The 13,338-nt window shown below is 71.4% G+C and carries 14 protein-coding genes; 4 read left to right on the forward strand and 10 right to left on the reverse strand.

Annotation, left to right across the window (positions count from 1 at the left end):
- Positions 1-50 precede the first annotated feature (50 nt).
- The gene (locus tag ACZ4MH_RS09835) at positions 51-593 is read left to right on the forward strand and encodes a VanZ family protein (RefSeq protein WP_467754446.1); all 543 of its coding nucleotides are present in this window, start codon (positions 51-53) and stop codon (positions 591-593) included.
- 60 nt (positions 594-653) lie between these two features.
- Complete coding sequence (locus ACZ4MH_RS09840) at positions 654-857, forward strand: PspC domain-containing protein (RefSeq protein WP_351590876.1); 204 nt, start codon at positions 654-656, stop codon at positions 855-857.
- Between the two features lie 94 nt (positions 858-951).
- Here the strand turns inward: ACZ4MH_RS09840 and ACZ4MH_RS09845 are convergent, their stop codons facing one another.
- Together ACZ4MH_RS09845 and ACZ4MH_RS09850 are read right to left on the reverse strand one after the other, a co-directional pair.
- Entirely contained in the window at positions 952-1,224 is a 273-nt protein-coding gene (locus ACZ4MH_RS09845; RefSeq protein WP_351590873.1) for a hypothetical protein, read from the reverse strand.
- Between the two features lie 153 nt (positions 1,225-1,377).
- Positions 1,378-2,514, reverse strand: coding sequence for an adenosine deaminase (locus ACZ4MH_RS09850; RefSeq protein WP_351590870.1), 1,137 nt, complete (start codon positions 2,512-2,514; stop codon positions 1,378-1,380).
- Between the two features lie 191 nt (positions 2,515-2,705).
- Between ACZ4MH_RS09850 and ACZ4MH_RS09855 the strand changes: the two genes are divergently transcribed.
- Positions 2,706-3,476 (forward strand): alpha/beta hydrolase, encoded by a 771-nt coding sequence (locus ACZ4MH_RS09855; RefSeq protein ID WP_351590867.1) that lies wholly within the window; start codon positions 2,706-2,708, stop codon positions 3,474-3,476.
- 151 nt (positions 3,477-3,627) lie between these two features.
- Here ACZ4MH_RS09855 and ACZ4MH_RS09860 read toward each other — a convergent pair whose 3' ends face one another.
- Positions 3,628-4,593 carry a LysR family transcriptional regulator gene (locus tag ACZ4MH_RS09860; protein WP_351590864.1) on the reverse strand — a complete coding sequence of 322 codons (966 nt, stop codon included), beginning with the start codon at positions 4,591-4,593 and terminating at the stop codon, positions 3,628-3,630.
- Positions 4,594-4,655: 62 nt separating this feature from the next.
- Here ACZ4MH_RS09860 and ACZ4MH_RS09865 point away from each other — a divergent pair, with 62 nt between their 5' ends.
- Positions 4,656-5,975: an MFS transporter gene (locus ACZ4MH_RS09865; protein ID WP_351590861.1), complete on the forward strand. Its 1,320-nt coding sequence runs from the start codon at positions 4,656-4,658 to the stop codon at positions 5,973-5,975.
- Positions 5,976-6,041: 66 nt separating this feature from the next.
- Here the strand turns inward: ACZ4MH_RS09865 and ACZ4MH_RS09870 are convergent, their stop codons facing one another.
- The 7 genes from ACZ4MH_RS09870 to ACZ4MH_RS09900 form a co-directional block, all read right to left on the reverse strand.
- A complete protein-coding gene (locus ACZ4MH_RS09870; protein ID WP_351590858.1) occupies positions 6,042-6,242 on the reverse strand; it encodes a hypothetical protein in 201 nt (66 codons plus the stop codon).
- 115 nt (positions 6,243-6,357) lie between these two features.
- On the reverse strand, positions 6,358-7,635 hold the full coding sequence (locus ACZ4MH_RS09875) for a thymidine phosphorylase (RefSeq protein ID WP_351590855.1): 1,278 nt from the start codon (positions 7,633-7,635) through the stop codon (positions 6,358-6,360).
- A 39-nt stretch (positions 7,636-7,674) separates the two neighbouring features.
- The gene (locus ACZ4MH_RS09880; RefSeq protein WP_351590965.1) at positions 7,675-8,019 is read right to left on the reverse strand and encodes a cytidine deaminase; all 345 of its coding nucleotides are present in this window, start codon (positions 8,017-8,019) and stop codon (positions 7,675-7,677) included.
- 79 nt (positions 8,020-8,098) lie between these two features.
- The gene (locus ACZ4MH_RS09885; protein WP_351590852.1) at positions 8,099-9,394 is read right to left on the reverse strand and encodes an ABC transporter permease; all 1,296 of its coding nucleotides are present in this window, start codon (positions 9,392-9,394) and stop codon (positions 8,099-8,101) included.
- On the reverse strand, positions 9,391-10,497 hold the full coding sequence (locus ACZ4MH_RS09890) for an ABC transporter permease (protein WP_351590849.1): 1,107 nt from the start codon (positions 10,495-10,497) through the stop codon (positions 9,391-9,393). The genes ACZ4MH_RS09885 and ACZ4MH_RS09890 overlap by 4 nt, the downstream gene beginning before the upstream one ends.
- Positions 10,494-12,164 carry an ABC transporter ATP-binding protein gene (locus ACZ4MH_RS09895; protein WP_351590846.1) on the reverse strand — a complete coding sequence of 557 codons (1,671 nt, stop codon included), beginning with the start codon at positions 12,162-12,164 and terminating at the stop codon, positions 10,494-10,496. The genes ACZ4MH_RS09890 and ACZ4MH_RS09895 overlap by 4 nt, the downstream gene beginning before the upstream one ends.
- A 15-nt stretch (positions 12,165-12,179) precedes the next feature.
- The gene (locus ACZ4MH_RS09900) at positions 12,180-13,214 is read right to left on the reverse strand and encodes a BMP family lipoprotein (protein ID WP_351590843.1); all 1,035 of its coding nucleotides are present in this window, start codon (positions 13,212-13,214) and stop codon (positions 12,180-12,182) included.
- Between the last annotated feature and the right edge of the window lie 124 nt (positions 13,215-13,338).

Here is a 13,338-nt window from a genome sequence, read left to right on the forward strand (position 1 = left end):
GTGACCACCCGCACGGAACCGCCGCCGCCGGTCGTGGCGTCTGGTCCGGTGTGCAGCGTCATGACTCCGGCGGGGCCGGGCTCCGTATGCGCGCCGCGGGCTTCGTCCTCCTTCTGGCGCACCTGTCGATCGTCTACTCCGTGATGCTGCGCCCACGCGCGGTGCCCTGGGTACCCGCGGCCAATCTCCGGCCACTGGAGACGATCCGTGCCGCGCTGGCGCTGGGGCCCTGGGAGGCCGTGCACCAGCTGGGCGGCGCGGTGCTGCTGATGGCGCCGCTGGGCGTGCTGCTGCCGCTCGCGGGCGGCCGGCTGACCGCCTCGGCGCTGGGGTCCTTCACCCGTACGGTCTTCACGGGCGCGATGATCGCGTTCGCCGTCGCGGTGCTGCAGGGCACGGTGCCGGGGCGGGTGCCGGACGTGGACGTGGTGCTGCTGAACACGCTGGGGGTGGCGCTGGCGCACCTGGTGGTCGTCCCTGTGGTCAGGGCCCGGCTCCGCCGTCGGGAGTACGCGGGGGTGGCCACTACCCCGACGATCCCCAGGGTCGGTATCGCTCCGCAGGCCGACGTCCTGTCCGGCTCGCGGACCTAGCGTGGAGCTATCGGGTCGCACCGGAAGCGGACCCGGAAACCGAGCAAGGAGTCGAGCCCCATGGCCGCCGCACTGGTCCGCCCCCGCAACAACAGGATGATCGCCGGAGTCTGCGCGGGCCTGGCCCGGCGCTTCGGCACGACCCCCACCACGATGCGCGTGATCTTCGTGCTGTCGTGTCTGCTGCCCGGCCCGCAGTTCCTCGTCTACCTCGCGCTGTGGATCTTCCTGCCGGCGGAGAAGAAGTACAACGAAGCCTGGTGATCCGGTACGGCGAAGACTGGTGATCCACCGCGCACAGCCGCGCCCCGGTCCGTACGGATGACGTACGGGCCGGGGCGCGGTGCGTGGCGGCGTCTCAGCCGCCGAGGGGGAGGCCGCCGCCCAGCCCCTTGGTGACGCCGCCGGCCGGCAGTCCGCCGAGGAGGTTCCCCTTGGCGTTCGTGGTGCTCTTGGTGCCGCCGTCGTCGGAGGACGGCGCCACCTGACCGGTGAGACCCTGCAGCGGGCCGCTGGCGGCACCGGTGACCGGCTCGGCGGGAGAAGCGGCGGAGGCGGTGCCGGCCGCGGTGGCGGCGAAGGCCGCTCCGAGGGCCGCGGCACCGATGATCTTGACGGTTCCCTGCTTCATCAACTTTTGTCCTCGTGACGGGGTTTTGTCCGGCACTTGACGCTAAAGACATGATCGCCCAAGCCGCAAACATCCCACATGCCCGGTTCGCCGCCTCGGCGGACGTCCCGAACTCCCCGCCCCAGCGCCTCACTCAGCGTCAGTACGCCCTGCTCACACGGACGCCGTGGTGCCCTTCGGAAAGAGCCATTCCGACTTCAGTTCGGCATAACCGGGCTTGATCACGTCGTTGATCATGGCCAGACGTTCATCAAAAGGAAGGAAGGCGCTCTTCATCCCATTGACGGTGAACCACTGCATGTCGTCGAACGTGTACTGGAACGTCCTGACCAGGTGCTCGAATTCGCGCGACATGCTCGTGCCGCTCATCAAGCGGTTGTCCGTGTTGACCGTGAGCCGGAACTGCAGCCGGCGCAGCAGCCCGATCGGGTGCTCGGCGTACGAACTGGCCGCGCCGGTCTGGAGGTTCGAGGTCGGGCACATCTCCAGCGGGATGCGCTTGTCGCGCACGTACGACGCCAGCCGGCCCAGCTTCACGCCGCCGTCGTCGTCGACCTGGATGTCGTCGATGATCCGCACGCCGTGCCCGAGCCGGTCGGCGCCGCACCACTGCAGCGCCTGCCAGATGGAGGGCAGCCCGAACGCCTCGCCCGCGTGGATCGTGAAGTGGTTGTTCTCCCGCTTGAGGTACTCGAACGCGTCCAGGTGGCGGGTGGGCGGGTAGCCGGCCTCGGCGCCCGCGATGTCGAAGCCGACCACGCCCAGGTCGCGGTAGCGGTTGGCCAGTTCGGCGATCTCCAGGGCGCGCGCCGCGTGCCGCATCGCGGTGAGCAGCGCGCCGACGCGGATGCGGTGGCCGTTGGCCCGCGCCCGCCGCTCGCCCTCCCGGAAGCCCTCGTTGACCGCCTCGACGACCTCTTCGAGGGTCAGCCCCTTCTCCAGGTGCTGCTCGGGCGCGTACCGGATCTCGGCGTAGACGACGCCGTCGGCGGCCAGGTCCTCGGCGCACTCGGCGGCCACCCTGGCCAGCGCGTCGCGGGTCTGCATGACGGCGCAGGTGTGCGCGAAGGTCTCCAGATAGCGCTCCAGCGAGCCGGAGTCGGCGGCCTCGCGGAACCAGATGCCGAGCTTCTCGGGATCCGTCTCGGGCAGGCCGTCGTACCCGGTCTCGCGGGCGAGTTCGACGATCGTGGCGGGGCGCAGGCCGCCGTCGAGGTGGTCGTGGAGCAGCACCTTCGGCGCGCGGCGGATCTGCTCTGCGGTCGGGAGATGGGTGGTCTGGCTCGTCATTGCGGCACTGTAGCCCCTACGCGCGTAGAACGCACTAGCGATTCAGCCCCTTCTGGGCGGGCTTCGAGCCACCGGGGTACGGCTCGCGGCCGGGCGCCTCCGGGCGCGCCCGGCCGCCCGTGCCACCGATACGGAACAGTGACCCGTACACGGGGTAGGCCACCGACCCCCCGTCTGCCATCGTTCTGCCCATGGATGGGCAATCGTTGTCCGGGCGTACGGCCCGGCTGGGGAAACGACTGGGAGCGGGTACGGGGCAGGCGGGCGGCGCGGTGAACGCGGTCGCCCTCTTACTCCCCGAGGGCGGCGAGACCGGCACCGGGCGCCCCTCGCCGGTGGCCACGCTGACGGCCCGCGCGCTGGCCGCCGGCCTGGCGCGGGCCGGCCGCGGGGACGGGCTGACCACCCACGTCCTGCGCTTCCGCTGCCGCGGCTGGAACGGCGACGCGGCGCACCCCGCGCGGGACGCGGAGTGGGCGGTGGCCGAGGTCGTCCGCCGCTACGGCGACGTCCCGGTCTGCCTGGTCGGTACGGGCACGGGCGCCCGCGCGGCGCTCCTCGCCGCCGGCCACCCGGCGGTCAACTCCGTCCTGGGCATCGCCCCCTGGCTCCCGGCCGGCCCGGACGCCACCCCGCCCGACCCGGTCAAACAGCTCGTCGGCCGCCGCGTCCTGCTCGTACACGGCACCAACGACGAACGCATCGACCCCGACCTGTCCTACCGCTACGCCGAACGCGCCAAGAAGATCAACCGCGACACCTGCCGCTTCGAGGTCCACTCCGACGGCCACGGCCTCCACCAGCACCGCTCCGAAGTCCGCTCGCTCACCGCCGACTTCGTCCTCGGCTCCCTCTTCCACCGCGCCTACTCCCGCCCCGTCCAGGACGCCATGGCCGCACCCCCGCCCCTCGGCCTCCGCATGCCCCTGGCAGCGGGCTTCGGGGCTTCGCTGGGGGTGTGAGCCGGCTCGGGTCGGACTGTCAGTGGGGCGCGGTAGCTTCGGGAGCAGTGTGGCGGAGGTGGGGGAGGGGCCTCGTCACCGGGCTCCCGGGGGCTGCCCCTTGTGGGGAGAGGGAGGGGCCCTGCCAGGAAACAGGCGAGCCGCCCCGCCCTCAGTGCAGCAACTGCCCCCGGCGGCTGAGGAGGAACTTCTTGAACGCGGCCACCGGGGGTGTGTCGACGTGGCCGTCGAGCCAGGCGACGCCGATCTCGCGGACGGCGCGCGGGGCTGTGACGGTCAGTTCGACGACGCCCGGTCGCGGGACCGGCGGGGGCGGCAGCAGGGCGACGCCCAGGCCCGCGGCGACCAGGCCGCGCAGCGTCTCGGCCTCCTCGCCCTCGAAGGCGACCTTCGGGGTGAAGCCGGCCTCGGCGCACAGCGCGTCGGTGATGCGGCGCAGCCCGAAGCCCTCTTCGAGGGTCACGAACAGCTCGTCGGCGGCCTCGGCGAGCCGGATGCGCTTGCGGGTGGCGAGGGGGTGGTCGTCGGGGACGACCAGGCGCAGCTTTTGTTCGTCCAGGCGGCGGGCGACCAGCTCGGGCGCGTCGGGGACCGGCGAGGTCAGGCAGAGGTCCAGATCGCCCGCGCGCAGCCGGTCGAGCATGGCCTCGCCGAAGCCCTGGATCAGCTGGAAGCGGACCTGGGGATGGTCGGCGCGGAAGGTCCGGATCAGGCCCGGTACGGTCTCGGAGCCGAGGGTGTGCAGGAAGCCGAAGGCGACCTTGCCGGCGGCCGGGTCGGCGTCGGCGCGTACGGACTCGGCGGCCCGCTCGATGTCGGTCAGCGCGCGCTCGACGGAGCCGAGGAAGGCGCGGCCGGCCGGGCTGAGGGAGAGCGTGCGGCCGTGCCGCGCGAAGAGCGCGACACCCAGCTCCTCCTCCAGGCGGACGATCGCGCGGCTGAGGGTCGGCTGCGGCATGCCCAGTTCGTACGCGGCGCGGGTCACGTGCTCGTGCCGCGCCACCGCCTCGAACTGGGCGAGGCGGGGCGCCAGTGCCAGCGCCCAGGACGAATCGAGGGTGTCTTTTCTGTTGCGAACCTGCAACAGGGGGCGCTGTGAGCTGTGATCATGCCGCATGGCATCGATTATCGCGTTTCTATGCATTGGACGCATGAAACGCGCCGCCGTACGTTCGAGTCATGCCTCCTGCTGATACCAGGGCGTCCGCCGTCACCCGCGCGGACGCCTCTGCCCTGTCGTCCACCACCGCCGATTCCGCCGCCCCCGCTGCCGACCCCGAGGCCGGCAAGCTGCGGCCCGGGGGCCCCGGCTACCGCCGGATGAGCTTCGCCCTCTTCGCGGCCGGCATCTCCACCTTCGCCCTCCTGTACTCCACGCAGGCGCTGCTGCCCGCCATCTCCGACGACCTCGGGGTGCGCCCGGACCAGGCCAGCTGGACCGTGTCGGCGGCGACGTTCGGGCTCGCGCTCGCGGTGCTGCCGCTGAGCGCCTGTTCCGAGCGGTTCGGCCGCCGCACGATGATGACCGTCTCGCTGTCGGTCGCCGCCGTGATCGCGATGCTGGTGCCGTTCGCGCCCTCCCTCGGATCGCTGATTGCGCTGCGCGGGCTCCAGGGCGTGGCGCTGGCCGGCGTCCCGGCCTCGGCGATGGCCTTCCTGGCGGAAGAGGTACGGGCCAAGGCGCTGGTCGCCGCGGTGGGGCTGTTCGTCGCGGGCAACAGCATCGGCGGCATGTCGGGCCGTATCGTGACCGGCTGGGTCGCCCAGGCCTGGGGCTGGCGGGCCGCGCTGGGCGCGGTCGGCGTGATGGCCGTGGTGTGCGCGGTGGTCTTCCGGCTGATGGTGCCGAAGGCGCGGCACTTCGTACCGAAGGCGGTCGGCCCGAAGGCGCTCGGCCGGACGATCCTCGGCCACCTCTCCGACCCGCTGCTGTGCCGCCTGTACGCCATCGGCGCGCTCTTCATGACGGTCTTCGGCGCGGTGTACACGGTGATCGGCTACCGCCTCGTCGGCGAGCCGTTCTCGCTGCCGCAGGGCATCGCGGGCTCGGTCTTCCTGGTCTATCTGGTCGGTACGGTCTCCTCCGCGGCGGCCGGTCGCCTGGTCGGCCGGCTGGGCCGCCGAGGGGCCCTCTACCTGGCCGTCGGCACGACGGCGGCGGGCCTGCTCCTCTCCCTCGCCGACGTCCTGGTCCTGGTCGTCCTCGGCCTGGTCCTGATCACCGCCGGCTTCTTCGCGGGCCACGCGGTGGCGTCCTCGGCGGTCAGCCGCACGGCCAAGACGGCCCGTGCGCAGGCGTCGGCGCTGTACCAGAGCGCGTACTACATCGGCTCCAGCGTGGGCGGCGCGCTCGGCGCCGCCGCCTTCCACGCCGGCGGCTGGCCCGCCACGGTCGCCCTCGGCCTCCTGGCCATGGTCGCGGCGGCGTCGGTCACGCTGTACGCCACGCGCAAGGCGGTCGCCGAACAGCGCGTCCTGCACCTGCAGAAGGCGGCATAGCCGCCCCCAAGCCCGAAGGGGCCGCCCCGCCACCTGTCCTGGCGGGACGGCCCCTTCGTCTGTTCGTCATCGGTCGACGGGGAAGAGCCCCGTGTCGAGGGTGAGACCGAAGGGAGCGGGCAGGTCCAGTTGATCGCCGAACTTACCGCTCCACAGCACGCGGTAGACGTCGTCCGTGGTCTCGCCGTAGAGGGTGATGGCGGGGCCGGCGGGAGCCCACTGGTCGATGAGAAGGTACAGCGGGACGCCGGCTCGTGCGTACCCCACGGCCTTGGCGATCCGGTCGTTGCGGGCCCCTGTCGTAGGTCACGCCATACCAGCACGCCCAACGGGACCGGTGGCGGTCCACCGGTCCCGTTCACCCGTACGAGAAAACCCCAGGTCAGGCGATACGTTCCAGCACGACGGGGGGCGGCGTGGCGGGCTTGGCTTCGGGGGCGATCAGTACGCCGCCGTCCAGGGCCTCCAGGGCCGCGGGGAACTTTTCCGGGGTGTCCGTGTGGAGGGTGAGGAGGGGCTGGCCCGCGGTGACCGGGTCACCGGGCTTGGCGTGGAGTTCGACGCCGGCGCCGGCCTGTACCGGGTCCTCCTTGCGGGCGCGGCCGGCGCCCAGGCGCCAGGCGGCCAGGCCGACGGCGTAGGCGTCGAGGGTGGTGAGGACACCGGAGGCGGACGCGTGGACGGTGTGCTGTTCGCGGGCCACGGGGAGCGCCGCGTCCGGGTCGCCGCCCTGGGCGCGGATCATGCGGCGCCATACGTCCATCGCGGATCCGTCGGCGAGCGCCTTGGCGGGGTCGGCGTCCCCCAGCCCCGCCGCGTCCAGCATCTCGCGGGCCAGGGCGAGGGTCAGCTCGACCACGTCGGCGGGGCCGCCGCCCGCCAGGACCTCGACGGACTCGCGTACTTCGAGTGCGTTGCCCGCGGTCCGGCCGAGGGGGGTGGCCATGTTGGTGAGCAGGGCGGTCGTGCGTACGCCGTGGTCGGTGCCCAGCTCGACCATGGTCGCGGCGAGTTCGCGGGCGTCGTCGAGGTTCTTCATGAAGGCGCCGGAGCCCACCTTCACGTCCAGGACCAGCGAGCCGGTGCCCTCGGCGATCTTCTTGGACATGATGGAGGAGGCGATGAGCGGGATCGACTCGACCGTGCCGGTCACGTCGCGCAGCGCGTAGAGCTTCTTGTCGGCGGGGGCGAGGCCGGCGCCCGCCGCGCAGACGACCGACCCGACGGAGCCCAGTACGTCCAGCATCTCGGCGTTGGAGAGCTGCGCGCGCCAGCCGGGGATGGCCTCCAGTTTGTCCAGCGTGCCGCCCGTGTGCCCGAGGCCGCGGCCGGAGAGCTGCGGTACCGCGGCGCCGCAGGCCGCGACGAGGGGGGCCAGCGGCAGCGTGATCTTGTCGCCGACGCCGCCGGTGGAGTGCTTGTCGGCGGTGGGGCGGGCGAGCGAGGAGAAGTCCATCCGCTCACCGGAATTGATCATCGCGGCGGTCCAGCGGGCGATCTCCTTGCGGTTCATGCCGTTGAGGAGGATCGCCATGGCGAGGGACGACATCTGCTCGTCGGCGACCTCACCGCGGGTGTAGGCGTCGATGACCCAGTCGATCTGATCGCCGGTCAGCTCGGCGCGGTCGCGCTTGGCGCGGATGACGGAGATGGCGTCCATCGGCTTCCTTTCCGTGATCGCATGCAGTTCAGCGGTACATCAGCGGGACAGGTGTTCCGGGCCGAAGGCGTCCGGGAGGAGGTCGGACAGCGGTCTGATCCCGGACTCCGTGTCGAGCAGCAGGTCGGGGCCGCCGTGCTCGTACAGCAGCTGGCGGCAGCGGCCGCAGGGGATCAGGACCTTGCCGTACCGGTCCACGCAGGCGAACGCGGTGAGCCGGCCGCCGCCGGTGGCGAACAGCTCGGAGACCAGGCCGCATTCGGCGCACAGGCCGAGGCCGTAGGAGGCGTTCTCCACGTTGCAGCCGGTGACGGTGCGGCCGTCGTCCACGAGGGCCGCCGCACCGACGGGATAGCCGGAGTAGGGCGCGTAGGCCCGGGACATCGCGTCCCGGGCCCGTTCGCGCAGCTTCTCCCAGTCGGGAGCGTCGGTCACGTGCGCGAGCCCCCTCGCTGTACGTCGGTCATTTGCCCTGGCCCCTTCGGTACGCCTTGCCGATGGCTTTCGGTGCCCGCAGCCGCTGGGCGGACAGCGACAGGACCAGCAGCGTAGCGATGTACGGCGCGACGGAGACGATTTCCAGCGGGACCGTGTCGGTCGTGGCGTACCAGAGGGCGAGCAGCGCGGCGACGACGAGGCTCGCGATGCCCTGGAGGCGGTGGCCGCCGCGCAGTTTCCAGATCGCGAGGCCGACCAGCAGCACCGCGAGCAGGAGCAGCAGCGCGTGCACGGTGGTGCCGCCGCCGCGCAGCTGGAAGGCGTCCATGAAGCCGAAGAGGCCCGCGCCCATGGCGACGCCGCCGGGCCGCCAGTTGCCGAAGATCATGGTGGCGAGGCCGATGTAGCCGCGGCCCCCGGTCTGGCCGTCCTGGTAGATGTGCACGTAGATGGCGAGGAACGCGCCGCCGAGGCCGGCCAGCGCGCCGGAGACGATCACCGCCGCGTACTTGTACGTGTACACGTTGACGCCCAGCGACTCAGCCGCGACCGGGCTCTCGCCGCAGGAGCGCAGCCGCAGCCCGAAGGACGAGCGCCACAGAACGAAGAAGCTGAGCGCGAAGACGACCGCGGCCAGCACGGCGAGCCAGGAGACGTTGGTGACCAGCGAGCCGAGGATGCCGGCCAGGTCGGAGACCAGGAACCAGTGGTGCTTCTCGATGGACAGCAGCCAGTCGGAGAGGCCGGGGACGGTGAAGGTCGGCATGTCGTCCATCGGCGGCGACTGCTTGTCGTTGCCGCCGGCCTGCGCGGCCGCGCTGCCCTCCGCGCCGAACCACAGCTTGGCGAGGAACTGGGTCAGGCCGAGCGCCATGATGTTGACGGCGACGCCGGAGATGATGTGGTCGACGCCGAAGGTGACGGTGGCGATCGCGTGGATGAGGCCGCCGAGCGCGCCGCCGAGGACGCCGGCCAGCGCGGCCGCCCAGGGCCCGTGCTCCCAGCCGACGAAGCCGGCCGAGAACGCGCCGAGCATCATCATGCCTTCGAGGCCGATGTTGATGACGCCGGAGCGCTCGGCCCACAGGCCGCCGAGCCCGGCGAGGCCGATGGGGACGGCGGCGTTGAGGGCCGCGGTGTACTGCCCTGAGCCGGTGAGGTCGGTCGCGCCGGTGACGACGCGGAGCAGGGAGAGCAGGACGAGGGCGCCCGCGATGATCAGCAGGACCTTGGGGTAGGTCAGCTTCGTGCGAGCGGCGGCGAGCCGGCCGCCCTTGCCGCCGGGGTCCTTCGCGACCGGGGCCGTGAGGTTCTGGCTCACGCGGACACCTCCGCCTTGTCGGTCTTGCGGGCCTGCGCGGCGAGCTCCTCGCCGACCTTGCGCTGCTGGATCCGCAGGCCGTAGCGGCGTACGACTTCGTAGGCGATGACCACGCACAGCACGATGACGCCCTGCATCACGCCGACGATCTCCTGCTCGTAGTCCTCGAACTCCAGCTGGGTGCCGGTGCGTTCCAGGAAGCCCCACAGCAGCGCGCCGGCGGCCATGCCGAGGGGGTGGTTGCGGCCGAGCAGCGCGATGGCGATGCCGGTGAAGCCGATGCCGACGGGGAAGTCGGTGCCGTAGTTGTACGAGACGCCGAGCAGCGTCGGCATGCCGATCAGGCCCGCCGCCGCGCCGGAGAGCAGCATGGACGTGACAATCATGCGCTTGACGCTGACGCCGCCGGCCTGCGCCGCGGACTCCGACCGGCCGACCGTACGGAGGTCGAACCCGAAGCGGGTGCGGCCGAGCACGAACCAGTACGCGAGGCCCACGACGGCCGCGACGACGAGGAAGCCGTCGAGCGGGTCGGGCTGGGTCGGGATGGTGAAGAAGTGGCTGGAGGCCGGCAGGTCCGGGGTGTGGAAGAGGTTGCCGTCCTTCACCGCGAGCCGGCCTTCCTGGAGGAAGTAGCCGATCACGGCGGCCGCGATGGAGTTCAGCATGATGGTCGTGATGACCTCGCTGACCCCGCGGGTGGTCTTCAGTACGCCCGCGATGCCCGCCCAGACCGAACCGACCAGCATCGCCACGATGATGACGATCGGGATCTGCAGGAAGCCGGGCAGGGTGAGCGCGCCGCCGACGACCGCGGCGAAGAAGGCCGCGATGCGGTACTGGCCGTCCACGCCGATGTTGAAGAGGTTCATCCGGAAGCCGATGGCCACGGCCAGCGCGGAGAGGTAGTACGGGACGGCCTTGTTGATGATCCAGACCTGGCTGTCGCTCTTGGAGCCGAAGTCCGCCATCACGGCGTAGGCGTGCAGCGGGTCCTTGCCCGTGGCCAGGATGATCACCGAGGTGATGAGCAGGGCTGCGACGATGGCGAGGACCGGGGCGGCGATGCCCAGGGTCAGCTTCGTACGGTCGAGTTTCTTCACTCCGCAGCGCCTCCCCCGGTCTCCGTGCCGTCCTCGGCGTGCTCCAGGTGGCCGCTGGCGGCGCCGGTCATGGCCGAGCCCAACTCCTCGGGGGTGACGGTGGCGGGGTCCGCGTCCGCGACCAGCCGGCCGCGGAACATCACCCGCAGGGTGTCGGACAGGCCGATCAGCTCGTCCAGGTCGGCGGAGATCAGCAGGACGGCCAGGCCCTCGCGGCGGGCCTCGCGGATCTGGTCCCAGATCTGCGCCTGCGCGCCGACGTCCACGCCGCGCGTGGGGTGGGCGGCGATCAGCAGCTTGGGGTGGTGGCTCATCTCGCGGCCGACGATCAGCTTCTGCTGGTTGCCGCCGGAGAGCGAGGCCGCGGTGACCTCGATGCCGGGGGTGCGGACGTCGTACTCGGCGACGATCCGCTCGGTGTCGGCGCGGGCCGCCTTCAGGTCCAGCAGCCGGCCCCTGGAGTTGGGCTTCTCGGTGACGTGGCCGAGGATGCGGTTCTCCCAGAGCGGGGCCTCCAGCAGCAGGCCGTGCCGGTGCCGGTCCTCGGGGACGTAGCCGATGCCGTCCTCGCGCCGCTTGCGGGTGGGCGCGTGGCTGATGTCCGTACCGTCCAGGGTGATGGTGCCGCCGTCCGGGTCGCGCATGCCCATGATGGCCTCGACCAGTTCGGCCTGGCCGTTGCCCTCGACGCCGGCGATGCCCAGGACCTCGCCCTTGTGGATGGTGAAGCCGATGCCGTCCAGGACGGCCCGTGCGACGCCGTCGGGGTCGGTGGCGCTCAGCCGCAGCCCGTCGACCGTCAGCATCGGCGTCTCGGTGACGGTGGACTCGCGGGTCTCCGGCGAGGGCAGCTCGCTGCCGACCATCAGCTCGGCCAGCTGCTTGGGGGTGGTCTCCCCCGGCACGACCGAGGCGACGGTCGTGCCGCGCCGGATGACGGTGATGTCGTCGGCGACGGAGAGCACTTCGCCCAGCTTGTGCGAGATGAAGAGGACCGTGAGGCCCTCGGCCTTGAGCTCGCGCAGGTTGTCGAAGAGCGCGTCGACCTCCTGCGGGACCAGCACGGCCGTCGGCTCGTCGAGAATGAGCGTACGGGCGCCGCGGTAGAGGACCTTGAGGATCTCCACGCGCTGCCGGTCGGCGACGCCGAGGTCCTCGACCAGGACGTCGGGGCGGACGTTCAGCCCGTACCGGTCGGAGACCTCGATGACGGCCGCGCGGGCCGCCGCGCCGATGCCGTGCAGCTTCTCGGCGCCCAGGACGATGTTCTCCAGGACGGTGAGGTTGTCGGCGAGCATGAAGTGCTGGTGCACCATGCCGATGCCGCGGGCGATGGCGTCGGCGGGGCTCGCGAAGCTCACCTGCTCGCCGTCGATCCCGATGGTGCCCTCGTCCGGCTTCTGCATGCCGTAGAGGATCTTCATCAGGGTGGACTTGCCCGCGCCGTTCTCCCCGACCAGGGCGTGCACGGTGCCGCGCCGGACGGTGATGCCGATGTCGTGGTTGGCGACGACGCCGGGGAACCGCTTGGTGATGCCGCGGAGTTCGACGGCAGGGGCCGCGGCGGGGGCGCGCTCTGCCGGGGGGCTGCTGGACGCTGTGATGGCGCACTCTCCTCGGAGGGAAGGAGCGAGGGCGGGGCGGAGCAGGTCCCCGCCCTCGGACACAGGCTCGTGGAGCTCTTACTTGGCGGGGGTCTCGGCGACCTTGACCTTGCCGTCGACGATCCGCTTCTTGGCCGCGTCCAGCTTGCCCTTGAGGTCGTCGATGTAGCCGCCGGAGGTGGCCAGGCTGACGCCGTCCTGCTTCAGCGTGCGGTGGACGGTGCCGTGCAGCGGCTTGCCGTCCTTGACGCTCTTGATCACATCAAAGACCGCCACGTCGACGTTCTTCACGACGGAGGTCAGGATGTGGTCCTTGTACTTGGCCAGGCCCGGCTGCGCGTACTGGTCGGAGTCCACGCCGATCGCCCAGGCGCCCTTCTTGCCGGCGACCATCTCGATCGAGCCGGAGCCGGACTGGCCCGCCGCGGTGTAGATGACGTCCTTGCCGTCGTCGAGCATGCCCTTGGCCTTGCCCTTGGCGGCCGCCGGGTCGTTGAAGCCCTTGTCGTCGTTGGCGTAGAGGTACTGCGAGGTCACCTTCACCTTGGGGTCGGTGTCCTTGACGCCCTGCTCGAAGCCGGCCTGGAACTTCTGGATCAGCGCGTTGTTCACGCCGCCGATGAAGCCGACCTTCTTGGTCTTCGTCTTCAGGGCCGCGGCCACGCCGGCGAGGTAGGAGCCCTCGTTCTCGGAGAAGTTGATGCCGTAGACGTTCTTGGCGGTGGACGGCGAGTCCACGACCGCGAAGGTGGTCTTGGGGAACTTCTTCGCGACCTTGTTGACGGAGTTCCCGTAGTTGAAGCCGACGCCGATGACGGGGTTGAAGCCGGCCTCGGCGAGGGAGGTGAGCCGCTGCTCGCGGTCGGCCTCCGTCTCGCCGTTCTTGGCGGTCATGAGCTTGGACTTCACGCCCAGCTCCTTGACGGCCTTGTCGGTGCCGCGGGCGGCCGCCTCGTTGAACGAGTGGTCGTCCCGGCCGCCGACGTCGAAGGCGAGGCCGACGCCCTTGTCCTTGCCGGCGGCCTCGGTGGAGGATTCACCGCACGCGGTCAGCGAACAGGCGAGGGCCGCGGAGGCTATACCCGCGGCAGCGATCTTGGTTACCCGGCGCACGAGGGGTCCCCTTCGGCTCGTAGCGCCTCCTACGGCGCTGATTCCGCCGCATCGTAACGCGCGTAGATGCCAGATAAAGGGGTGTCTGGAAGCCGTTATCGGATCGTCGCGAAGCGCGGCCGAC

The sequence above is a fragment of the Streptomyces sp. NPDC026301 genome (genome assembly GCF_055567935.1).